The organism is Streptomyces sp. H27-H5 (assembly GCF_026627505.1).
In the GTDB taxonomy this organism is placed as follows: Bacteria; Actinomycetota; Actinomycetes; order Streptomycetales; family Streptomycetaceae; genus Streptomyces.
Genome location: NZ_JAPNLK010000109.1, coordinates 1 through 22858 on the forward strand (window position 1 = coordinate 1; position 22858 = coordinate 22858).

The 22858-nt window shown below is 70.0% G+C and carries 20 protein-coding genes and 4 pseudogenes; 15 read left to right on the forward strand and 9 right to left on the reverse strand.

The features are described from left to right. Positions 1-110: 110 nt before the first annotated feature. Positions 111-896, forward strand: a pseudogene (locus OTB19_RS35580) (zinc-binding dehydrogenase); the annotation flags it as partial. 65 nt (positions 897-961) lie between these two features. Here OTB19_RS35580 and OTB19_RS35585 read toward each other — a convergent pair. Next, positions 962-1831 carry a slipin family protein gene (locus tag OTB19_RS35585; RefSeq protein ID WP_267802875.1) on the reverse strand — a complete coding sequence of 290 codons (870 nt, stop codon included), beginning with the start codon at positions 1829-1831 and terminating at the stop codon, positions 962-964. A gap of 160 nt (positions 1832-1991) precedes the next feature. After that, positions 1992-2621, reverse strand: a complete 630-nt coding sequence (locus OTB19_RS35590; RefSeq protein ID WP_267802876.1) for a CBS domain-containing protein — start codon at positions 2619-2621, stop codon at positions 1992-1994. A gap of 274 nt (positions 2622-2895) precedes the next feature. Between OTB19_RS35590 and OTB19_RS35595 the strand changes: the two genes are divergently transcribed. The 3 genes from OTB19_RS35595 to OTB19_RS35605 all read left to right on the forward strand — a co-directional run bounded on the left by OTB19_RS35595 (position 2896) and on the right by OTB19_RS35605 (position 6145). Continuing rightward, positions 2896-3804: a universal stress protein gene (locus OTB19_RS35595; RefSeq protein ID WP_267802877.1), complete on the forward strand. Its 909-nt coding sequence runs from the start codon at positions 2896-2898 to the stop codon at positions 3802-3804. After that, positions 3801-4127 (forward strand): hypothetical protein, encoded by a 327-nt coding sequence (locus OTB19_RS35600; RefSeq protein WP_267802878.1) that lies wholly within the window; start codon positions 3801-3803, stop codon positions 4125-4127. The genes OTB19_RS35595 and OTB19_RS35600 overlap by 4 nt, the downstream gene beginning before the upstream one ends. A gap of 302 nt (positions 4128-4429) precedes the next feature. Continuing rightward, positions 4430-6145 carry a GAF domain-containing sensor histidine kinase gene (locus OTB19_RS35605; RefSeq protein ID WP_267802879.1) on the forward strand — a complete coding sequence of 572 codons (1716 nt, stop codon included), beginning with the start codon at positions 4430-4432 and terminating at the stop codon, positions 6143-6145. A gap of 9 nt (positions 6146-6154) precedes the next feature. Here the strand turns inward: OTB19_RS35605 and OTB19_RS35610 are convergent, their stop codons facing one another. From OTB19_RS35610 to OTB19_RS35620, 3 genes are all read right to left on the reverse strand, one after another. Continuing rightward, positions 6155-6844, reverse strand: a complete 690-nt coding sequence (locus OTB19_RS35610) for a response regulator (protein WP_267802880.1) — start codon at positions 6842-6844, stop codon at positions 6155-6157. 44 nt (positions 6845-6888) lie between these two features. After that, positions 6889-7374: a Crp/Fnr family transcriptional regulator gene (locus tag OTB19_RS35615; RefSeq protein ID WP_267802881.1), complete on the reverse strand. Its 486-nt coding sequence runs from the start codon at positions 7372-7374 to the stop codon at positions 6889-6891. A 116-nt stretch (positions 7375-7490) separates the two neighbouring features. Continuing rightward, positions 7491-9854 (reverse strand): phosphoketolase, encoded by a 2364-nt coding sequence (locus tag OTB19_RS35620; RefSeq protein ID WP_267802882.1) that lies wholly within the window; start codon positions 9852-9854, stop codon positions 7491-7493. Between the two features lie 284 nt (positions 9855-10138). Here OTB19_RS35620 and OTB19_RS35625 point away from each other — a divergent pair, with 284 nt between their 5' ends. From OTB19_RS35625 to OTB19_RS35660, 8 genes and pseudogenes are all read left to right on the forward strand, one after another. Next, on the forward strand, positions 10139-10579 hold the full coding sequence (locus OTB19_RS35625) for a DUF1003 domain-containing protein (protein ID WP_267802883.1): 441 nt from the start codon (positions 10139-10141) through the stop codon (positions 10577-10579). Positions 10580-10794: 215 nt separating this feature from the next. Then, positions 10795-11475: a helix-turn-helix domain-containing protein gene (locus OTB19_RS35630; protein ID WP_267802884.1), complete on the forward strand. Its 681-nt coding sequence runs from the start codon at positions 10795-10797 to the stop codon at positions 11473-11475. Between the two features lie 17 nt (positions 11476-11492). Continuing rightward, complete coding sequence (locus OTB19_RS35635; protein ID WP_267802885.1) at positions 11493-12227, forward strand: HAD-IA family hydrolase; 735 nt, start codon at positions 11493-11495, stop codon at positions 12225-12227. Then, a complete protein-coding gene (locus tag OTB19_RS35640) occupies positions 12224-14623 on the forward strand; it encodes a glycoside hydrolase family 65 protein (protein ID WP_267802886.1) in 2400 nt (799 codons plus the stop codon). The genes OTB19_RS35635 and OTB19_RS35640 overlap by 4 nt, the downstream gene beginning before the upstream one ends. A gap of 164 nt (positions 14624-14787) precedes the next feature. After that, positions 14788-15291 (forward strand): flavodoxin domain-containing protein, encoded by a 504-nt coding sequence (locus OTB19_RS35645; RefSeq protein ID WP_267802887.1) that lies wholly within the window; start codon positions 14788-14790, stop codon positions 15289-15291. Positions 15292-15912: 621 nt separating this feature from the next. Further along, positions 15913-16392 (forward strand): annotated as a pseudogene (locus tag OTB19_RS35650) (cation-transporting P-type ATPase); the annotation flags it as partial. Positions 16393-16511: 119 nt separating this feature from the next. Next, complete coding sequence (locus OTB19_RS35655; RefSeq protein ID WP_267802894.1) at positions 16512-17090, forward strand: HAD-IC family P-type ATPase; 579 nt, start codon at positions 16512-16514, stop codon at positions 17088-17090. Next, positions 17021-17582 (forward strand): annotated as a pseudogene (locus tag OTB19_RS35660) (cation transporting ATPase C-terminal domain-containing protein). The gene OTB19_RS35655 and the pseudogene OTB19_RS35660 overlap by 70 nt, the downstream one beginning before the upstream one ends. Before the next feature lie 24 nt (positions 17583-17606). On the opposite strand, the gene OTB19_RS35665 reads toward OTB19_RS35660, so the two are convergent. From OTB19_RS35665 to OTB19_RS35680, 4 genes and pseudogenes are all read right to left on the reverse strand, one after another. Continuing rightward, a complete protein-coding gene (locus tag OTB19_RS35665; protein WP_267802888.1) occupies positions 17607-18488 on the reverse strand; it encodes a universal stress protein in 882 nt (293 codons plus the stop codon). A 125-nt stretch (positions 18489-18613) separates the two neighbouring features. After that, positions 18614-18943, reverse strand: a pseudogene (locus OTB19_RS35670) (DUF4389 domain-containing protein); the annotation flags it as partial. 63 nt (positions 18944-19006) lie between these two features. Continuing rightward, the gene (locus tag OTB19_RS35675) at positions 19007-19876 is read right to left on the reverse strand and encodes a universal stress protein (RefSeq protein ID WP_267802889.1); all 870 of its coding nucleotides are present in this window, start codon (positions 19874-19876) and stop codon (positions 19007-19009) included. Positions 19877-19914: 38 nt separating this feature from the next. After that, positions 19915-20538 (reverse strand): CBS domain-containing protein, encoded by a 624-nt coding sequence (locus OTB19_RS35680; RefSeq protein ID WP_267802890.1) that lies wholly within the window; start codon positions 20536-20538, stop codon positions 19915-19917. A 272-nt stretch (positions 20539-20810) separates the two neighbouring features. Between OTB19_RS35680 and OTB19_RS35685 the strand changes: the two genes are divergently transcribed. From OTB19_RS35685 to OTB19_RS35695, 3 genes are read left to right on the forward strand one after another with little or no spacing between them, the layout of a single operon-like run. Beyond that, positions 20811-21713, forward strand: a complete 903-nt coding sequence (locus tag OTB19_RS35685) for a universal stress protein (protein ID WP_267802891.1) — start codon at positions 20811-20813, stop codon at positions 21711-21713. Continuing rightward, a complete protein-coding gene (locus OTB19_RS35690) occupies positions 21713-22579 on the forward strand; it encodes a universal stress protein (protein WP_267802892.1) in 867 nt (288 codons plus the stop codon). The genes OTB19_RS35685 and OTB19_RS35690 overlap by 1 nt, the downstream gene beginning before the upstream one ends. Next, entirely contained in the window at positions 22579-22761 is a 183-nt protein-coding gene (locus tag OTB19_RS35695; RefSeq protein ID WP_267802893.1) for a cation-transporting P-type ATPase, read from the forward strand. Before OTB19_RS35690 ends, OTB19_RS35695 begins: the two co-directional genes overlap by 1 nt. The last annotated feature ends 97 nt before the right edge of the window (positions 22762-22858 follow it).

A 22858-nucleotide genomic window follows, 5' to 3' on the forward strand; every position in this document is an offset into this window, starting at 1 on the left:
TCCCCACCGGCCTCCCCATCGGCAGTCCCGAGGACTGCCTTACCTGCGCCGGCACCCTCTACCTCGGCAGCCCGGCCTGACCGGCCCAACCCCCCTCCACGAACTTTCGCGGTGCAGCACTAGGGGGCGGCGGCTGGGTACTCGGCCACAGCATCGACGGGACGCAGGCCGAGTACGTCCGCGTGCCTTTCGCGGATCTTTCCGTGTACCCGCTGCCGAGCACGGTCGACAGCGCCGATGCCGTTCTGCTCGCGGACATCTTCCCCACCTCCTACGAGGTGGGAGTGCTGAACGGCAACGTGCGGCCCGGGGACACCGTGGTCGTGGTTGGGGCCGGCCCGGTAGGACTCGCGGCCATCGCCACGGCACGGCTGTACTCACCGGCCCGCGTCATCGCCGTGGACCTCGATCCGTCGCGGCTGGCGACGGCGCGCGAGTTGGGGGCGGACGCGGTCGTGAGCGCCGGCGAGGAACCGGAAGCGCTCGTGGGCGCCCTGACCGACGGTCTCGGCGCGGATGTCGTGATGGAGGCCGTCGGCGTGCCCGAGACCTTCGAGATGTGCACCCGCATGGTCCGTCCGGGCGGCCGGGTCGCGAACATCGGCGTCCACGGCAAACCCGCGACCCTGCACCTCGAAGACCTATGGATCAAGGACGTGACCATCACCACCGGGCTCGTGGACACCAGCTGCACGCCGATGCTGCTGCGCATGCTGGCGGCGGGTCGGCTGCCGACCTCGTCGCTGGTCACGCATCGTTTCGAGCTGGGGCAGATGGAGGAGGCGTACGAGGTGTTCTCCCGCGCCGGTGAGACGGGCGCGCTGAAGGTCGTGCTGGGCGGGCCGCGCCACGAGGACCTGGTCGTGTCGAACCCGTCGCGCATCCAGAAGACCTGACGACCACGGAGCGCCACGTCGCCGTGCGGAGGAAATGCCCTCCGCACGGCGGTGCCAACCGTCGGTTACACGGTCTTGGCCGCTCCGTTGGGCAGGGGCGGGGCGGGAATCTTCGCGGCGAGTTCCGTCGCGGGCGGTGCCTGGACCGGAGCGGCCGCGCCGGCGGCCGAGGTCTCTCGGGCGAGGAATGCGCCGAGTTCGCCGATGGTGCTCATGAGCGGGGCGGGGAAGACCACGGTGGTGTTCTTGTCGACGCCGATCTCCACGAGGCTCTGCAGGTTGCGCAGTTGCAGGGCGAGGGGGTGGGCCATCATCGTGTCGGAAGCGTCGCCGAGTGCCGCGGCGGCCATCGATTCGCCCTCCGCGTTGATGATTTTGGCCCTCTTCTCCCTTTCGGCTTCGGCCTGGCGGGCCATCGCGCGCTTCATGCTGTCGGGCAGCTGGATGTCCTTCAGTTCGACGAGGGTGACTTCGACGCCCCATTCGGCGGTGGTGACGTCGAGGATCTCGCGGATGCCGAGATTGATGCGGTCGGTCTCCGAGAGGGTCTCGTCGAGGGTGTGCTGCCCGACGACCTTGCGCAGGGTGGTCTGTGCGATCTGGTTGATGGCGGCGCCCACGTTCTCGATCGCGATGACCGACTTCTCGGCGTCGACCACGCGGAAGTAGGCGACCGCGGAAACGTCGACGCTGACGTTGTCCCGGGTGATGATGCCCTGGGACTGGATGGGCATGGTGACGATCCGCAGGGACACCCGGTGCAGGACGTCCGCGAACGGCACGATCGCCCGTAGGCCCGGCGCGCGCGTGCCGATGAGCCGGCCGAAGCGGAACAGCACGCCCTGCTCGTACTGTTTGACGATCTTCAGGGCCATCGTCAGCCCGATCAGGGCAACCGCGGCCAGGGCTATCAGCGTGAAGATCAGGACTTTCATGAAGGTGCTCCTCACGAAGTGCGTTGGCGGAGCAAGGGGATGACCCGGGTCCGTCTGCAGGGCTCGGCACCGTTGGGATCGGGTGCGGCGAGCCTGACTCGCTTCCATGCTCGCGCGGTGTGGGTGGGGCGGGCAGGGGCCGAACGGTCCACAGCCTGTGTCAGCGGGGTACGTCTTCGGCGCTGCGGTCCGCAGGCGCGGTGGGGGTGCGGGCATCGTGGGAGTGGGCCGTGAGCTGGTTAATGACCCCGACCACACCGTCCAACTGTCCGGCGAGCCGGAGCGCGACGGGAATCTGGCTGCTTTGGGCCAGTCGGCCGTCCAGGGTGACGATCCCGTCCACGACACGCACGTTCACGGCGTCGGCTGCGACACCCATCGTGTCCGCCAGCACGTCCTCGACCAGCACGCGGCGAATCTCGTGGTCCGGGCGGAGGAACACGCGCAGCAGGTCCCGTCGGGTCACGATGCCGACCAGACGGTCCTCCTCGTCGACGACCGGCAGCCGCGTCACGCCGCGTCGGGTGATGAGGCGGGCGGCCTCGGTGACGGTCTGTTCGGCGTGGACCGTGACGGCCGGCGCGGTCATCACGTCTTGAGCGGTGAGGTGGTCCTGAACGAGCAGATCGGTCTGCGAAACGACCCCGATGACGCGCTCGTCCGCGTCCACGACAGGCACTCCGCTGATGTCGTGTTCGGCGAGCAGCGCGGCCACGTCCGCGGACGGAGTGCGCCCGACGACCGAGATGACCTCGTCGGTCATGAGGAAGCCGACTTTGGCATGCTTCATCTGCGGCCCTCCTGTCGGCTCCGGCCGGTGAGCGCACCGTGTGGAGCGCCCTCACCAGCCACCATCCGCCGCGTCCGCCCACAGTGCGAGGGCCGAACGGGCCCTCTGCCGGGCTGACCGGTCCCGGCCGGGTGAGGTCGGTGAATCGGTGCGCGACGGAGGAGGGACCTTCGGTCCCATGACTGCCCCCTGCGGCCCATTCCTCGCGCCGGTCCGAGTGACAGTGTGAATGCACCCGAAGCACCCCCGACGCCGTTGCACAGAGGAGGAAGCCATGGAAGGCTCCACCACACACCGTCCGGACCTCGGCTCGGTCGTCGTCGGTGTCGACGGATCGAGCACCGCGCTGAGCGCGGCACTGTGGGCCGCCGCCGAGGCGTCCCGACGCGACAGCACCCTTCACATCTTCTACGCGGGCGATACCGCCGACCGGACCTTCTACCTGTCGGCGGAGATCATCGAACGCGTCCGCGCGGAGGGCCGTGACCTGTTGGAGGTCACGGCCACTACGGTCTCGGAGCGATTCCCGGCTCTCCACGTCACTCGGGAGTACAGCCGCCGGGACCCCGTCTCCGGTCTGCACCGGGTGGGAGCCAAGTACGGCGCCACGGTCGTCGGACACCGCGGAATGGGTGGTTTCGAGTCTCTGCGGCTGGGTTCGGTCGGTCTGAGGATCGCGGCAGCTGCGACGACCCCCGTCATCGTGGTGCGCGGCAGTGAAGATCTTGCCGAGAACGGAGTGGTGCTGGCCGGGGTTCGAGACGAGTACGACTTCGAATGCGCGCGATATGCCGCCCGTGAAGCAGAGCTGCGCAAAGCAACGCTGCGCCTGCTGACCGTGTGGAACATACTCCAGTACGCCGGAACCGCCGTCACCATGCTCGACGACGTCGACGAATTCGCCGGCCGCCACATCCGCAGTCTGAAGTCCGTCGCCGACCGCGTACGCGAGGAGTTTCCCGCGTTGACGGTGAACACCGACGCGGAGAAGAGCGTGTCCGTGGCCTCGGTCCTGGTCGAGGCATCACGTCATGCGGACCTGCTCGTCATGGGAGGACGGCGGTCGCCCGGGTACTTCGGACCCACCCTGGGACGTACCACGCACAGTCTCCTGCACCACTCGCACTGCCCCGTGGAGCTCATTCCGCGGCACGATGAGGAGCAGGGGGGCGACGCGTCATGACGGACATCGCGGAAGGGCGGGACATCGCGGTGGGGATCGATCCCGCCGGAGGGTGGCTCCTGCCCCTCGCCTGGGCCGCCGACGAGGCACACCGCCGAAACGTACGGCTCCGTCTCGTTCTGGCCGTGCCCTCGCCCCACGACACCGAGCGCGTCGTCGACGACACCGCGGAGCACAACGCCGTACGCCAGGCCAGCTCGGAGGCCCTCGAAGAAGCCGCGGTCTGGGCCCGTGAACGCCACCCCGGGACGGAATTGGCCACCGCCCTGCGCGACGGTACCCGGCACCCGTGCTCTGCGGGACGTCCAGACATGCCCGCATGATCGTCCTCGGTTCCAGGCACCTGACCCGGCCCGAGGAGATCTTCAGCGGCTGTTCCGTCGTGTTGCCCGTCACCGCGCAGGCTCATTGTCCCGTCGTCGTGGTGGGAGGCCCTGTCATCACCGTCCCGAACGCGTGAAGAGGCCACCGCGCCCCGGCTTGGGCAGCAGCCTGGCCGGATTCGCTACGGTCCTACCCCTCATGCCCGTCCCCCAGGGCTCCGACCATGACCGGCCGACGGGCGGGGGATTACGCTGAAGGCCGGGCTGGTGCGCAGAGCCCCTCGATACCGTCGGAGGTGTCCATGGTCGGGGACGATCGCGATGCGCCGACGAGCCCGATTCCGCAGCCGAGGCTGGACGCGCTTCAGGCAGAGATCCATGACGCGCGGGGCACCCGTGACCGTCTCACGGGCCTGTTGAAGGCGGTCATGTCGCTGGGGCAGGAGCTGGACCTGGCCCAGGTTCTGCGCGGAATCGTGGAGGCCGCTGTCGTCCTCGTGGACGCGGAGTACGGCGCGCTGGGCGTGGTCGGGGACGACGAAAAACTCGCCGAGTTCATCCCGGTGGGCATCAGTGACCAACTCCGGACGCGGATCGGTACCCTACCCACCGGCCACGGACTGCTGGGCGAGCTGATCAGGCACCCGCGGCCACTGCGCCTGGGAGACCTCTCGGAGCATGCCGCTTCCGCCGGCTTTCCGGAACACCACCCGCCGATGCGCTCCTTCCTCGGCGTACCGATCCGGGTCCGGGACGAGGTGTTCGGCAACCTCTACCTGACGGAGAAGCGAGGCGGCACGGACTTCGACGCCGAGGATGAAGGAGTCTTGTCGACCCTCGCGGTCGCCGCGGGAGTGGCCATCGACAACGCTCGCCTGTACGAGGAGGTGCGCCTCCGGGAGCGCTGGCAGGCTGCCGGCTCCGACTTCACGAGCGCGCTGCTGTCCGGCTCCTCCGAGATAGAAGTACTGGAAGGCATGCTTGAGCGGGCCCGGGACATCATCTCGGCGGAAATGTGCGTGTTCTACCAGGTGGGGCCCAGCGGAGAGCTGCGCGGCTCGCTGGCCCTGGGGGAAGGCGCCGAAGCGCATCGCGGGATCGTCTTGCCCGGCGGCGAGGGGATTCTGGCCGGGCCTGGCATGGCGCGGGACGGACTTGTCACCTTGGCGGATGTGGCCACCGACACCCGGATGGCGGCGCAGCCGGACGTCTGGACGGGCTTCGGGCCGGCCGTGGCCGTCACCGTGGGCACCCGGGCGAAGCTACGGGGTGTACTGATGCTGGCGCGGCGTACCGGCCGGCGGGCGTTCGCCGCGACCGAGGTGGCGCCCCTGCCCGGCTTCGCGGGTCAGGCCGCCCTGGCCTTGGAGCTGGCCGACCGGCGCCGGGACGGTGAACAGGTGAGCCTGCTCGAAGACCGCGACCGGATCGCCCGCGACCTGCACGATCTCGCGATTCAGCGGCTCTTCGCGACGGGGATGACCCTGCAGAGCGCCCAGCGTTTCGTGAAGCATCCCGAGGCGTCCGAGCGGCTGGGCCGGTCGATCGACGACCTGGACGAGACCATCAAGATCATCCGTACGACCATTTTCGGACTCCGCGACCACGAGACGGCGGGCGGCACGCCGAGACTCCGGGTCCGCGCGGTACGGGCCGTGGGCGAGGCGGCAGCGCTGCTCGGATTCTCGCCCGTCCTGCGCATGGAGGGCCTAATCGACACCGGCGTGCCGGCCCCGGTCGCCGACGAAGTGGTCGCCGTCCTCGTCGAGGCCCTGACCAATGTGGCCCGGCACGCCCGGGCGGCTCGCGCGGAGGTCGGGATCGTCCTGACGGAAGGCGTGCTGACCGTGACGGTCAGTGACGACGGCGTGGGTGTCGCGGAGGGCGGCCGTCGGAGCGGGCTGCGCAACCTCGCGGAGCGCGCCGAGGCCCACGGGGGCGGACTGTCCCTCTCCCCGCGCCCGGACGGTGACGGAACCCGGCTGGACTGGCGGATCCCGCTCGCTCCTCCCCGGTGAGTACGGGCGTCAGCGACCGGTTTCGTCGCGCTCGCGGACCTCGGCGGCGATCACGGCTGCCTGGACGCGGCGTTCGACCCCCAGCTTGGCGAGCAGCCGGGAGATGTGGTTCTTGACCGTCTTCTCGGACAGGAAGAGCCGTTTGCCGATCTGACGGTTGGTGAGGCCTTCGCCGATCAGCTCCAGCACGGCGCGCTCGCGCTCGGAGAGGACCGTCAACCGCTGATCCTCCTGAGGTTTCGTGCCGCCCGGGTCCCGGAGCGAGCGCATCAGGCGGGCCGTCGTCGCCGGGTCGAGCATCGACTGACCGGTCGCCACCGTGCGAATGGCGGCGACCAGGTCGGAGCCCTTGATCTGTTTCAGGACGTACCCGGCGGCGCCGGCCATGATGGCGTCGAGCAGGGCGTCCTCGTCGTCGAAGGACGTCAGCATGAGGCAGGCGAGATCCGGCATGCGCGAGCGCAGCTCACGACAGACGGTGATGCCGTCGCTGTCGGGCAGCCGTACGTCGAGCACCGCGACATCCGGCTTCAGCGCGGGCCCCCGGGCCAGAGCCTGGGCGGCCGTCGCGGCCTCGCCGACCACCTGGATGTCGGGCTCGGAGTCCAGCAGGTCGTGCAGGCCGCGCCTGACGACCTCGTGGTCGTCGAGGAGGAACACTCGGGTGGGGGCCGGGCCTGCAGTTGGTGCATCGGACATCCACGCCACACCCTCGGGTTGGGATAGGTCTCGGGTCGATCATCTCAGATGTGGCTTCCGCTGCCGTGGGGCGCGTAAAGGTCGAGGAGCCGGATCTGGGCAGAGACGAGCCGGTGGGCGAGCACCTGACCCACCCACTGCCACATCTCGGAGGCGAGCGCGGGGTCGGTGTCCATCAGCTCGCGCACGGCGGCGGCGTCGAACTCGTCGGTGCGTACCGGTGTCATGGCTTCGGCGCCGAAGTGCCAGGTGTAGGGGCGGAACAGCCAGGACCAGCCGACCAGCTCGCCCGGACCGACGGTCTCGACCACCGCGGCCTGCCGGCCGGGTACGTGCACGTCCATCCCGACGTTCCCCGACCGGATGACCCAGAAGTGGCTGGTGTGCCCACCTTGGTTGAACAGGCGCGCGCCGGCGGGGAAGTCCGCTTCGTGGGCGAGGGCCAGCAGGCTGCCGCGGTGCTCCGGGGAGAGTGCGTGGTCGAAGCGGTTGGGGGAGGAGGTGAGCCGGTGGGGGGAAGAGGTGCTCATGGCGGTTCTCCGTTCGAGGTCCATCTCCACCCTCCGCCGGTGGCGGGCGGCCGGGAAGGGCCGTTCGGTACCCTCCCGGACCCAGGCGGCCCCCGCCTCCCGGACCCGGGCGGCGATCAGTAGGGCCAGGACCAGTCGGCGACCTCGGGCAGGTCGGTTCCGTGGAGGCGGATCCAGTCGTGGTGGCGGATCCGCTGGTCGGTCATGCTCTGCCGCAGGCCCTCGGCGCGGCCGGCGAGGCCGGGGACGCGGTCGATGACGTCCATGACGAGCCGGTACCGGTCGAGGTCGTTGCGGACGACCATGTCGAAGGGGGTGGTGGTCGTGCCGGACTCCTTGTATCCGCGGACGTGGAGCTGTGCGTGGCCGGTCCGGCGGTAGGCGAGGCGGTGAATGAGCCACGGATAGCCGTGGTAGGCGAAGATCACGGGCTTGTCGGTGGTGAAGAGGGCGTTGTACTCGGTGTCGGTCATGCCGTGCGGGTGCTCTTCGTGGGGCATCAGCCGGGCGATGTCGACGACGTTAACGACCCGGACGGCCAGCGTGGGGAGGTGTTCGCGGAGCAGGGACGCAGCCGCGAGGACCTCCATGGTGGGTACGTCGCCGGCGCAGCCGAGCACGACGTCCGGCTCGCGGGAGCCGTCGTCGGTCCCCGCCCACTCCCAGACACCGGCGCCGCGCGCCACGTGCGCGCGGGCCTCGGCGATGGGCAGCCAGTCGAAGCAGGGCTGCTTGCCCGCGACGATCACGTTCACCTGGTCGCGGCTGCGCAGGACATGATCGGCCACCACGAGGAGGGTGTTGGCGTCCGGCGGCAGGTACACCCGTACGACGTCCGGGCTCTTGTTGAGGACGTGGTCGACGAATCCGGGGTCCTGGTGGGAGAAGCCGTTGCTGTCCTGGCGCCAGACGTGCGAGGTGAGCAGGTAGTTGAGGGAGGCGACGGGCGCGCGCCAGGTCAGCTCGCGGGCGCTCTTCAGCCATTTGATGTGCTGGCCGACCATGGAGTCGACGATGTGGGCGAAGGCCTCGTACGTGGACAAGAGACCGTGGCGGCCGGTGAGCAGGTATCCCTCCAGCCAGCCCTGGCAGACGTGCTCGGAGAGGATCTCCATGACCCGGCCGTCGCGGGAGAGATTCCGGTCGGTGGGCTCCGTCAGGCCCTGCCAGGCCTTGCCCGTCACGTCGTACAGGTCGTCGAGGTGGTTGCTCGCGGTCTCGTCCGGCCCGACGACCCGGAAATCCCGCCTTCCGGCCGTGTCCCTCATGACCTGTGCGAGGTAGCGGCCCAGGACGCGGGTCGGCTCGTGCAGGGTGCTACCCGGCTTCTCCACGGGGACGGCCCACGCGTCGAGCCCGGGCAGCGGGAGCGAACGCAGCAGCCGGCCGCCGTTGGCGTACGGGCTGGCGCCCAGGCGGCGCTCACCCTCCGGTACGCAGGCCAGCACGGAGGACGCCGGACGGCCCTCGGAGCCGAAGAGCTCCTCCGGTCGGTAGGAGCGCATCCAGCCTTCCAGCTGCTTCAGGTGTTCGGGGTCCTCGCGGACCCCTGCGAGCGGCACTTGGTGCGCGCGCCAGGTGCCCTCGACGGGTTGGCCGTCGACGGTCTCGGGGCCGGTCCAGCCCTTGGGAGTACGCAGGACGATCATCGGCCAGCGTGCGCGCTCGGCGCCCGGATCCGTGCCCGCGGCCCGCGCCTCCTGCTGGATGGCGCGAATGCGGTCGAGGGCCTGGTCCATGGCTCGGGCCATGGCCGGGTGGACGAGGGCCGGGTCACTGCCGGAGACGTAAAGGGGGTCGTGCCCGTAGCCGCGCAGCAGGGCGTCGAGCTCCGCCTCGGGGATTCGTGAGAGCACGGTCGGGTTGGCGATCTTGTATCCGTTGAGGTGCAGGACCGGCAGGACGACGCCGTCGTGGACCGGGTCCAGGAACTTGTTGGAGTGCCAGGAGGCTGCCAGTGGCCCGGTCTCCGCCTCACCGTCGCCGATGACGCAGGCCACCAGCAGCCCGGGATGGTCGAACGCGGCCCCGTACGCGTGGGCCAGCGAGTAGCCGAGCTCGCCGCCCTCATGGATGGACCCGGGCGTTTCCGGCGCGACGTGACTCGGTACGCCTCCGGGGAAGGAGAACTGGCGGAACAGCTTGCGCATCCCGTCCGCGTCGCGGCCGATGTCGGGGTAGGTCTCGCTGTACGTGCCCTCCAGCCAGGAGTTGGCGAGCACGGCGGCCCCGCCGTGGCCGGGCCCCCACACGCACAGGGCATCCAGGGAGCGCTCCTTGATCACCCGGTTCAGGTGGGTGTGGACGAGGTTCAGGCCGGGTGCGGTGCCCCAGTGGCCGAGCAGTCTGGGTTTGATGTGCTCCGGCCGCAGCGGTTCCGTGAGCAGGGGGTTGTCCAGGAGGTAGATCTGGCCGGCGGCCAGGTAGTTCGCGGCGCGCCAGTGCGCGTCCAGCTCCGCGATCCGGTACGTGGTGGTCATCAGTGCTCCTTCGAACCGCGGGCTGCGGCATGCGTCGGCTGAGGCGATATCCGAACCGTGCTCCCGCGGGGCCGGGGGAAGGAAGGGCAGGTGCGGCCCCCGTATGGGGGCCGGTCGGCCCCTTCTGTGCCGGCGGCCGGGGGTGGAGTGTGGGCAGGCGTACCGGCAGGGCCCGCTGCCCCGGCTGACGGCGGGCCCTGGCGGTACGCCGGGAACGGTGGATGGTTTGAGACGGTGCGGGGCACAGGAGCGTGTCAGGGCGCTCGTCCCGAGGAGGCAGGCAGGTGAAGGGAACAAAGGTTGAGGCCGACACGGAGGCAGAGGCGCGGCACCATCCGGTGGTCGTCGCACACCGTACGAACCGGGCCGCCGATGTCCAGCTGCGCGTCGCCGACGCGATCACGAGGTTCGCCGGCTCCATGCCGTTCGTCTATCTCCACGCGGTCGCCTTCACCCTCTGGATGCTGTTCGTGGAGGCCAATCCCTGGCCGATGCTGACGCTCGCCGTTTCCCTGGAGGCGATCTTCCTGTCGACGTTCGTGATGATCGGCCAGAACCGGCAGGCGGCGTTCCAGCAGGCAAAGGCCGACCACGACTTCGTCGAGCAGGAGCTGGAACTCAAGACCAATACGGAACTGACGCGTGCCATCCACGCGATGACCACGGAACTCCACCGCCGACTGGTTCCGGAAGCGGACAGCGATAGCGGATCTCCTGCACAGTGACGGAACGGACCTGCGGGCTGATGGCGCCCACACCCCGTGCCAGGATCTCGGGCCGCAGTTCAGGGGAGCGCGTGTGGGCCGAATGGGCCCGACCGGCCCCCGTAGGGGACCGTCCGGCCCTGTGCGTGCACCGGTGGCGGGTACAGCCTGAGGTTGGACGCCGAGTGCGTTGCGAAGTTCCTGTACCGGCTACCAACTGCAAGGGTGTGACGATCATGGGAGAGGCCATAGCAGGTACGTCCCCAATCAAGGTTCCCGCTGCCCGCGGCGACCTCGGACGGCGTGTGACCGCCCGCCGCGAAGAGCTGGGAATCACGCGTGAGGAACTGGCGGAAAGCTGCGGGGCGGCCGCGTCGTACATCGCCTACGTGGAGGAGCGGGCGGCGTCGCCGAGCATGAGCATGCTCGTGAGTCTCGCGGACGGCCTGGGGACCACTGTCTCCGAGCTGACCGGGAGAACGACCGACAGTCCCCCCGGCATGGGGACCGCGATGCGGGATTCCGAGCTGACGGTGCTGAGCGAGCCCGAATGCCACCGCCTGATCTCCACCCACGGCATCGGCAGGATCGGATTCTCCGGCCTGGAAGGACTTGCCGTCTTTCCCGTCAACTACGTCGTCGTGGGAGACGAGATCGCGTTCCGCACAGCGGCCAACTCCCGGCTCGCCGAGGCAGCCGGGACCGAGGTCGCCTTCGAAGTCGACCACATCGACGACGCGATGCGCGAGGGCTGGAGCGTCATGGCCGTCGGCGAACTGTCCGGCGTCACGGACGGCGCGCGCGTCAGCCACCTGTTCTCGGTCGGCCGCTCGCTCCCCTGGGCTGGCGGACCCCGCACGCACTGGATGTCCATCACCCCCACCCGGATCAGCGGCCGCCGCGCGCGATCCGCGTGACGGCGCTGCATGCTGTCGTGTTCGACACCGACGGCGTCCTCCTCGACTCGGCACTGCTGCACGCCGCGGCCTGGAAGACCGCCTTCGACGCCTGTCTGGAAGCCTGGGCCGCGTCCGGGAACGGGCGGCAGCCGCCCTTCGACGCGGACCGTGAGTACCGGCAGTGGGTCGACGGCAAGCCCCGGCTGGACGGGGCCAACTCCTTCCTCACCTCCCGTGGCATCGAATTGCCGATCGGGAGCCCCGACAGCGCACCGGGCGACGACACGGTCTGGGCGGTTGCGGCGCGCAAGGAGAGGGAGTTCGTCCGCACACTGGAAGCCGGGGCCGTCGAGGCCTTCGCCGATGTCGCTCCGGCGCTGACCCGGCTGCGGGCGCACGGCGTGTGCTGCGCCGCCGTATCTGCGTCCCGACACGCCAGGCCGCTCCTCGGATCAGCCTCCCTCCGAAGCTTCTTCGACGTGGTGGTGGACGGCACGGACGCTGCCGAACTGGGACTGGCGGGCAAGCCTGATCCCGCCCTGTTCCTCGATGCGGCCGCGCGGATCGGGGTGGACCCCGCCCGCTGCGCGGTGGTGGAAGACGCCCTCTCGGGTGTCGAAGCAGGACGGCGCGGCCACTTCGGCCTCGTCATCGGCCTTGACAGGACGACGAGCCCCACCACCGCGCGGGCACTGCGAGAACGAGGGGCGGACCTGGTCGCCGGCCAACTCCTCACCGTCACCGACTACGTCTGCGGGGCAGGTCTGTGACCGCCTCGTGGACGTGGGAGTACGGCTGCTACGAGGCCAAGACGGAGCGGCTCGTCGAAGCTCTCTGCACCCTGGGTAACGGCAGGTTCGCCACACGCGGCGCCGCCCCCGAGACCGTGGCGGGCCCGGTCCACTACCCCGCCACCTACGCTGCCGGCTGCTACAACCGGCTCACCTCGCACGTGGCCGGCCAGCAGGTGGACAACGAAGACACGGTCAACCTCCCCAACTGGACGGCGCTGCGGTACCGCTGCATCGCCGACGGCGGACTCGCGGGGGACTGGCTGACGCCCGACGACCCGGGGATGCTGCACTACAAGGTGGTGCTCGACCTGCGCCAGGGGACGCTCACCCGGCACATGCTCTTCCAGGACGGCCAGGGCCGCCGCCTCGGCGTCACCCACGTCCGCATCGTGCACATGGGGGACCCGTTCCTGGCAGCGCAGCGGACCACGTTCCGGGCGTACGGCTGGAGCGGCCTGGTCGAAGTGGAATCAGGGCTCGACGGAGCGGTGACCAATGCGGGCGTAGATCGCTACAGCGGGCTCGACGGCCACCACCTCACGGATCACCGGACGGGCTTCGCACCGCACGGCCTCGCCTGGGTCGCCTGCCGCACCACCTCCTCCCGTATCGACATCGCCCTTGCGGCCAGGACGGTCACCCGACCCGGCGCACCCGTCGTCACGAGCCGCACAGCAGCCGGAACGGTGCAGACGTTCCGGCTGCCCGTCGCCCCCCGGCGATCCGCGACGGTGGTGAAGACAGCAGCCCTGTACACCTCCCTCGACCGGCCCGCCGGGGACCTCGTGGAGCGCGCGATCGAACATGCCTCACAGGCACCTGGATTCCCGGTACTGCTCGCGACACAGCACTCGGCCTGGGAACGGCTCTGGGAAGAAGGCGAACTGAGCGTCTCGGGGGAGAAGGGCCGGATCCTGCGGCTGCACCTCTTCCACGTGCTCCAGACGCTCTCCCCGCACACCGCCGAGCTGGACGTGGGCGTTCCCGCGCGCGGGCTGCACGGTGAGGCCTACCGCGGCCACGTCTTCTGGGACGAACTCTTCGTCATTCCCTACATCACCTTGCACTTCCCTGAAGTCGCGCGGGCCCTGCTCATGTACCGGCACCGACGGCTACCGGTCGCCCGCGACGCTGCCCGGCGAGCCGGTCAGAGCGGGGCCATGTTCCCGTGGCAGAGCGGAAGTTCGGGACAGGAGGAGAGCCAGGCCCTGCACCTCAACCCCCGCTCCGGCCGCTGGCTGCCCGACCACTCACACCTGCAGCACCACGTCGGCTCCGCCATAGCCCTGAACGTCTGCCGGTACGACCGCGCCACCGGGGATACGGGATTCCTCCACGGCCCTGGCGCCGAACTCCTCCTGGAGATAGCCGCCTTCTGGGTCGGCGCCGCCGTCTACGACCCCGAACGAAAGCGGTACCGCATCCGCGGTGTGCTCGGCCCGGACGAATACCATGACGCCTACCCGGATGCGACGAACCCGGGAATCGACGACAACGCCTATACCAACGTGATGGCCGCCTGGGTCATCCAGCAGGGACTCGAACTGCTCGACGAGCTGCCCCCCGCACGCCGGACGGAGCTGACCGGCAGCCTCGCCCTGGACCGCGCCGCGCTGGAGCACTGGGAAGAGGTGTCCCGCCGCCTGTATGTGCCGTTCCACCGTGGCGTCATCAGCCAGTTCGAGGGATACGGAGACCTGGCCGAGCTGGACTGGGCGGCCTACCGCGCCCAGTACGGCGACATCCGTCGGCTCGACCGGATCCTGGAAGCCGAAGGGGACACGGTCAACCGCTACCAGGCATCGAAACAGGCCGACGTGGTCATGCTCGGCTACCTGTTCCGGCCCGTCGAGCTGTACGGGCTCTTCGCCCGGCTCGGCTACCGGCTCGACGAGGCGGTGTGGCGGGCGACCGTCGCGTACTATCTGCCGCGCACCAGCCACGGATCGACGCTCAGCAGCCTCGTCCATGGCTGGGTGCTGGCCCGCCAGAAGAATCCGGATGCCTGGAAGTACTGCGAGGAGGCGCTCCTGGGCGATGTGACGGACATCCAGGGCGGGACCACCGGCGAGGGGATCCACTTGGGCGCCATGGCCGGCACCCTCGACCTCGCGGAGCGTGGTGTCACAGGCCTGGAGACCGGCCCCGCCGGCCTGTACGTCGATCCCGTTCCCCTACGGGAGATCGAGCCCGTCTCCTTCACGCTCTGCCACCGGGGACACCGCGGCGTCCGCATCCGGCTGCTGCCCGGCAGGCTTGGCATCGCCGTGCCGGAATCCCTTGAGGGTCCCGTGAACCTCGTGCTGCCAGGGGAACAGGCCGTCGTGGCGGCGGCCGGAGACGAGCACTGGTTCCGACTCCCATCGGACTGATCCCGCACCACGGAAGTCCCCCATGGTGGACCGAACCGAGAGGGCCGAACGGCCCCTACCGGGCCCCAGTGGCCCCTACGGACCGTGCGGTCTCCGAGCGGACAGTGGAAAGCACCCCGACGCACCACGTACGGGCTCGCAGGAACGACCGAAGGAGGAGACGCATGAGTGTGAAACGGGTTCTGGTCGCCTACGGAAGCAAGCACGGTGCGACCGCCGGGATCGCGGAGCAAATCGGAACGTCGCTGCGCGAAGACGGGATCGATGTTCTGGTGGTCCCGGCCGGCGAGGTCACGGACGTCCGCGGCTACGACGGGGTAGTGATCGGCGGCTCCCTCTATGCGGGGCGGTGGAACGGCCGGGCTCGGCGCTGTGCGAAGCGCAACGCCCGGCATCTGAAGCGCCGTCCCGTCTGGCTGTTCAGCAGCGGGCCGGTCGACTCCTCCGCCGATCGGAACGACGTCCCGCCGGTGCGGGCGGCCGCCCGGCAGATGCGGCGGCTCGGCGCCCGCGATCACATCACGTTCGGCGGCAGCCTCACGGCGGGTACGCCCGGCCTGATCGCCCGGTCCCTCGTACGCGCAGGCAAGGGCGGAGACTTCCGCAACCCGGAGCGCATCCAGGCCTGGGCGCATCACATCGGTGCCGAGCTCGCCACTGCCGACTGACCCGTTGGACGAGAACACTCCCGGCCGGAGGCCCGCCATGGTTCACGGAACATCGCCCAATCCGCTGCGCCGGCCGGCTGACCGGACGCGGGCGCGGTGGCTCGTTGGCCTCGGGCTGTCGGTTCTCTTCGCCGTTCTCAGCGCGGTGGTGAGCGGGATGGCCGTGTGGAACGCCGACAGTCGCACGGCACGGTCTGAGGCCGAACGCCTGCACCGGATCACGGCCACGACGGTTGGGGCCGCCAAACACGCACCCGACGAGTGGACCGGCGGCGTCACCGAGGCCGTCGCGCAGGCCGTCTGGCAATATCCCACGGTCACTCGGCACGCCGGTCTCGTCGAGGTGCCGCCCAGGACTCCTGCGGGCCGCCCCGTCGTCATCTGGGTGGACGACGCCGGCGGTACGGCTCGGGGCCCTCGGTCCGAGGCTGAGGGCGCCTTCGCAGCCATAACCGTTGGCGGCACTGTCGCCGCCCTGATCGCACTCACAGCCGCCGCGGTCGTCCACCTGAGACTTCGGACCGTTGAAGCTCACAGCCTGTCCGTGTGGGAGCGGGACTGGAAACGAGTGGAACCCGGCTGGTCTGGACGGCTGCCCACTGAATCAGGAGTCGACGATGACTGAGGCCCCACCGGCCATCTCCCTCCCCAGGGAGGGGCGCCTTCCACACCGCGCGATCCGAGCGAACCGCTGCCGTTGCTGCGCCGGGAGCTCGACACCGGAGCGGACGGGCTGTCCACGCGGAGGCGGAACGCCGGCTCGCCGTCTACGGGCCCAACGAGGTCCGGCGCAAGGGCCACACCTCTCTGGGGCGCGAGCTGGTACGTCACCTGGTGCACCCGTTGGCCCTGTTGTTGTGGGCCGCGGCGGCCATGGCGTTCGTCGCTGACATCCGCGTCCTCGGGATCGCGATCGTCGCCATCGTCCTCGTCAATGCCGCCTTCGCCTTGCTCCAGGAGCGCCAGGCCGAGCAGGCGGTGGAAACCCTCGCCAAGTACCTTCCCGAACACGCGATGGTGATCCGAGACGGCAAATCCCGGCAGACGGAAGCCCGCACCCTGGTGCCGGGCGACATCATCGCTCTCGACGAGGGCGACAAAGTCCCCGCCGACGTCCGACTCGTCGATGGTGGCCTCGAAGTCGACCTGTCCATGCTGACGGGGGGGAGTCCACCCCGGCCCAGCGCATCGCCGGGCCGGGAACCGCGGGCTCACCGCTCCTGCAGGAACCCAACCTCGTCTTCAGCGGCACGACTTGCACCGCCGGCCAGGCCCGGGCGATGGTCTTCGCCACTGGCGACCGCACCGAACTCGGGCGCATCGCCGCTCCCAGCCAGCGCACGCGACGGGACCCGAGCCCGTTGGAGCATCAGGTCAAGAAGGTCGCCTGGCTCATCGCCGCCGTCGCGGTCGCGATGGGCGCGCTGTTCCTGGTCCTGGGCGTCGCCGTGGGCCTGCCGTTGACCGACGCGCTGATGTTCGCCATCGGACTCCTCGTCGCCAACGTGCCCGAAGGACTGCTGCCGACCATCACGCTCGCCCTCGCCGTCGGAGTGCGCCTTCTGGCACGCCAAGGGGCGGTCGTCAAGCGACTCAGCGCCGTGGAGACCCTGGGATCCACCAACGTCATCTGCACCGACAAGACCGGCACCCTCACCCAGAACAAAATGCGGCTCCCCTCTCGGGCGGCTAGATCCCGCTTCCCCTCACCGTCCTGCAGATCCTGGCCATCGACCTCGGAACCGAGACCCTTCCGGCGCTGGCCCTGGGCCGCGAACGCGCCGAGCCGGGCAGTATGAGCCGACCGCCCAGGCCGAGCTCCCAGGGCGTCATCTCCAGGGACATGCTCATCCGCAGCTGGGGCTACCTCGGCACCGTCTCCGCCGTCCTGGCCATGACCGCGTTCTTCTACGTGCTGTGGCGGGCCGGCTGGCACCCCGGAGACCCCACCGGCCCGGGAACCCCACTGCACCACGCCTACGTCACCGCGACGACCGCCACCTTCGCCGGTATCGTCATGCCAGGTCGGCACGGCGGTGGCCGCCCGCACCGACCACGCGGCACTGCGTGCCATTGGGTTCTTCACCAACCCGCTGCTCCTGGCCGGCATCGCCTTCGAACTCGTCTTCACGGCGGCCCTGGTCTATGTGCCGCCCCTGCAGGGCCTCTTCGGCACCGCCGCCCTGCCCCTCGACGTGGTCGCCCTCATCGCGGTCTTCCCCGTCCTGGTCTGGGGCACCGACGAACTGCGCCGCCTGCGGCGGCGCACTCGTAAGCTCGCGCACACCTGACACGAGCGGGGAACACCGGTGCCTTCACCCGTGGGCGATGACGGCGACGGGCGCGGCGGCGTGGTGCAGGACGGCGTGTGCGATCCCGCCGATGTGGGTGCCGTAGGCGGAGCGCCGGATGCGCCTGCCGACCACGACCAGCGCGGCACCCTTGGAGGCGTCCACGAGCTGGATCGCGGACTGGCCGATGAACACCTCGGGGGCGACGGTCACCGAGGGGTACTTCTCGCACCAGGGGCGGATCATCTCGTCCACGGCCGTGGCGATCCCCCGACCGATCTCCTCCTGAACGTCGAGATCGAGACCGTAGCTGTAGCCGGAGCCGACGACGGGCGGCGGTGCCCAGGCGTGGAGGACCCGCAGGGCGCACCCGCGGCGTGCCGCCTCGTCGAAGGCGAAGGAGAGCAGCGCGTCACAGGGGCGCCCGATGTCCACTCCCGTCACGATCGGGCCGTCGGTACCGCGCCCCTCGGCAGGCTTTGCCTCATCGTGTGGTGCCCGGACGAGAACGACCGGCTGATCGGTTGCGGCAATGGCCCCGGCACTGATGGACCCGAGGATGAATCCGGCGATGCCGCCGAGCCCTCGGGAACCCAGCACCAGCATGTCCGAAGAGGCGGCCGCGTGGGCCAGGGCCGTGGCCGGGATCCCCGACAGCCGGCGGGAGGTGATCTCCAGGTTCGGGTACAGCCCCTTGATCTCCTCGGAGGCCTCGCGCAGCAGGGCCTCCGCCCACTCGCGCTGGACTTCGGTGGTCGCGACGGCGAGAGGGGGCCGCTCCAGCCACTCCTCGACGTGGACCAGGGCCAGGGGCACCCCTCGGAGGTCTGCTTCGTGCGCGGCCCATCGGGCCGCCGCGACACTTTCGCGCGAGCCGTCGAGGCCGGCGGTCACAAGGTTGGCCATGGTGCCCATCTCCCTCAATTGACGTGTGAGTTCCAGACTCCGCCCCGGCCACCGCTTCCGAGAGGGGCCGAGCGGAACGTCGTTGAGCCGACCGGCCCTTACCGGGCGACGTCCGGGATGCGCGGCGGCTCTGCACCGCCCAGGTCGAGTCGGAAGGGCGGGTAGCGGTCGGTGCCCAGCGTGCCGTAGGCGTGATACGAGACCCGCCAGGACCATCGGAGCACGCCGACGTTGAAGTCGAACAGGGACCGGGGGTAGCGCTCCGTGAAGAGGATGGCGAAGAAGGCGATGATGCTGACCACGAGGAAGGCGATCCACAGGAAGAACAGCACGATGCAGTGGGGGATCGCCAGGATCCACTTGACCAGCCACAGCCAGCGGGAGAGGCGGGGGTCCAGCTCCGCTGTCACCTTGACGCTCACGCGCTTCACAGGTCCTCCTCGGAAAGCGGTCATGCATGTCCCCGGCAGGGCTCCTTGCCGGGAGTGGCGAGGTACCGGTGCGGCTCTGGTGGGCTGTCAGTCGTGGGCGAGTACGGCGACCGGCGCAGCCGTGTGGTGGAGTACGGCGTGGGCGACGGCGCCGAGGTGGGTGCCCAGGTAGGAGCGGCGGATGCGGCGTCCGATGACGACGAGGTCCGCGTCCGAGGCGGCCTGGACGAGCTCGCGTCCCGCTGGTCCGATGAGCGTCTTCTCCTCGAGCCGCACGTCCGGGAACTTCAGTCGCCACGGCATGAGCATGTCGTCGAGCATCTGGGCGACGGTGCGGTCGACCTCACGGGCGACCGAGGGATTGAGGACGGGTGAGTATCCGGATGCTGAAGGGAGCTTCCAGCCGTGCACTGCCCTCAGGACGCACTCGCGGCGTGAGGCTTCCTCAAAGGCGAAGGCCAGGACCCTGTCGCAGGCCTGGTGGATGTCGACACCTACGACGATCTCGCCGTACGCGGTGGGGGCAGCGTTCTCCGTGCCCTCATCCGCCCGTACAAGGACGACGGGTGTTTCGCTGGCCGCGAGGGTGGACAGGCCCACGGAGCCGACGACGAAGCCGACCACACTGCCCAGCCCGCGGGAGCCGAGGACCAGCAGGCCGGCGCCCTGGGCCTCTGCCGCCAGGGCTGTGGCAGGCCTTCCCGAGAGGCGGCGGGTGGAGATCTCCAGGCGGGGATACGCCTGCTTCAACTCGTCGGTGGCGGATGCCAGGACCTCATCGGCCCAGCGGTCGCGCGTCCCGGGATCCAGCTCAGGTACCAGCGCGGCGGAGGACCAGTCCTCGGCGTGGACGATCCGCAGGGGTGCCTGCCGGAGCGTGGCCTCGCGGGCTGCCCAGCGGGCAGCGGCGAGGCTTTCGGGGGTGCCGTCGACTCCGACGGTTACGTGGTGGTTCATGAAGGTGGCCTCCTCAGGCTGGGCGGAGCACTTCGCTGTCACCAGGTGATGGGGTGCGCTCCGCGCTCCGGTGGGATCAGTCGGGAGTCGTCCGTGCGGGCGGTGAGCTCGTCCACGACGGCGACGACGCCGTCCAGTCGGGCTGCGAGTCGCAGGGCGAGAGCAATCTGGCTCTGCCGTTCCAGTCGGCCAGTGAGGGTCACGACGCCGTCCAGGACGTGGACGTCCACCGCCCCGGTGGGCGCTCCGATGGTGTCGGAGAGCACGTCCTCGCTCACGTGCCGCCGGATCTCGGCATCGGGGCGCAGGAAGACGCGCAGGAGGTCACGCCTGGAGACGATGCCGATGAGACGCTCTTCCCCGTCGGTGACCGGAAGGCGTTCCACGCCCCGTCGTGTCATCAGCTGTCCGGCCTCGGCGACGCTCTCCTGCGCGCGGACCGTGACGGCGGGAGCCGACATGATGTCCGCGGCCGTCCGGGCCGTGCGGGCGATCAGGTCGCTCTCGGAGACGACGCCGACCACCCGGTCGTCCTCGTCCACGACGGGCAGTCCGGTGATGTCGTAGGCGGCGAGGAGCTTGACGATCTCCCGGAACGTCGTCGAACGATCAATCGAGATGACTGCGGCCGTCATCACCTCGCCGACCTGGGTGTGCTTCACGAGCGGACCTCCTGTACGTCGTCATGCGGGGGCGTAGAGGGCTGGTGTGCACCACCCGTACCAGCCACCATCCGCCGGACCGACGCCCGTATCGAGGGCCGAACGGTCCTGTACGGGGGCCGACCGGGTCCGTCTACGGGGGCCTGCGCCGGTCCCGGGAGTGAGGGAGGGACCAGTCGGCCCTCGTCCTGGCCTCCATGGCCCTCGCCGTCCACGCATCCGCGATGCCAGCGTGGGAGGAGAAGCACGATCGCCCTCGATCAGGAGAAGCCATGGAAGGCACCACCGCCGGTCCGGAACTCGGGACGGTCATCGTCGGCGTCGACGGGTCGGACCCCGCACGCGGGGCCGCCCTGTGGGCCGCAGCGGAAGCCGCACGGCGGGGGAAGGCCCTGCACATCGTCCACGCCGCCGACACGGACAACAGAGCCGTCTACGCATCGGTGGAAACCATCGAACGGATCCGCGCAGCGGGCCGCGAACTCCTCGATGACACCGCCGCGGCCGTTGCGGATCTCCATCCCGGTCTGCACGTCACCACGGAATTCAGCCGCAGCCCAGCCGTACCCAGCCTCCGCCGGGCTGCCGGCGTCCACGGCACGATCGTCGTCGGCAACCGCGGTCTCGGCGGGTTCACCTCGCTGATGCTCGGCTCCGTCGGACTCAAGGCCGCCGCCAGTGCCACCACCCCGTTCGCCGTGGTGCGGGGTACGGACCCGGGAGTCGAGACGGGCAGCGTGCTGGCCGGCGTCCGCGACGAACACGACCTCGACTGCGTCCGGTACGCCGCGTGCGAGGCAGAGCTGCGCAAGGCATCGCTGCGGCTGCTGCACGTCTGGAACCTGCTGGAGTCCGTGGGCGACGTCGTGAGCATGCTCGACGACGTCGAGGAGATCAGCGACCGGCATGCCCACCGCCTGTCGGTCATGGCCGAACTGATCCGCGAGGAGTTCCCGGATCTGACCGTGGACGCCGACCTGGAGAAGAGCTTCTCGGTGGCCGGTGTACTGGCCGAGGCCTCGCAGGGCGCGGACCTGCTGGTCGTCGGCGGGAGGCGATCGCCGGGCTACATCGGCCGCACGCTGGGGCACGTGAGCCACAGTCTCCTGCACCATGCGTCGTGTCCCGTGCTGCTCATTCCGCGGCAGGTCAATAACCAGGGGAGTGAGTCGTGATGACGAATATGACAGGCCGTGAGATCGTCGTCGGCATCGACCCGGTCAGGGACTGGCACATGGCTCTGGCCTGGGCCGCCGACGAGGCGCACCGCCGGGCGCTCGGACTGGCTCTGGCACTGGCGGTGCCGCCGCAACACGACACGCAGCACGTCGACGGGACCGCGAATCGCATTGACTTGCGCCGGTCCGGAGCGGAGACCCTCGAAGCGGCTGCCGCGTGGGCGCGCTCGCGGCACCCGGATCTTGAACTGTCCACCCACCTGCTCGACGGGTTCCCGGCGCCCGCCCTCGGTCAGCTGTCCCGAAGGGCCCCCATGGTGGTGCTCGGGTCACGACACCTCAGCCGCACGGAGGAGTTCCTCAGTGCCGGTTCCCTGGTGGTGCCCGTGGTCGCGCAGGCGCACTGCCCGGTGGTCGTGGTCGGCGACGCCGAACATGCCAGCCAACAGCCGCCGTACATGGTGGTCGCGGTCGACGGCAGCGAGTCGTCGAGGGCGGCGCTGGCCGTCGCCTTCGAGGAAGCGAGCATACGAGGGTGCGCCCTGCGGGCCATCTCGGTGTGGCACCAGCCCCTCCTCTCGTTCCAGGATAAGAACGCCGGTCTCCAGGCGCAGCGCCGCATGCTGTCCGAGACCGTCGCCGGCTGGCCGGGTAAGTACCCGGACGTCGCACTCACCCATGAAGTGCTGGCAGGTCACCCGGTCGAGGAGCTCGCGAAGGCGGCCGAACACGCCCTGGCGCTGGTTTTGGGCCGACGGGGAAACGGGGGCTACACGGGCATGCGGCTCGGTTCCGTCGTCCACGGACTGCTGCACCGGGCCCACTGCCCGGTCGTCACGGTCCCCGTCCCGCAAGGGGCCTGATGTCCGCGCCCGCGGCCAGCCAGGCACCCGCCACCTTGCAGAAGCCCACCGGACTCACCGAGCGGGAAGCCGCGCGCCTCCTCGCCGAGCACGGCCGCAACGAAGTCGCCGCCCAGTCGGCGACCCCCCTGTACGCCCGGGTCCTGTCGCAGCTCAACCTCGATCCACCGCGTGATCTTTGATCACGCGGTGTGATTGCTTTTGTGGTGGGTTTCCGGATTCGGGCAGGCCGGTATCCCGGGTGGCCGTCCCGGTGGCGGGTTCTCCGAGGTTCTTTCT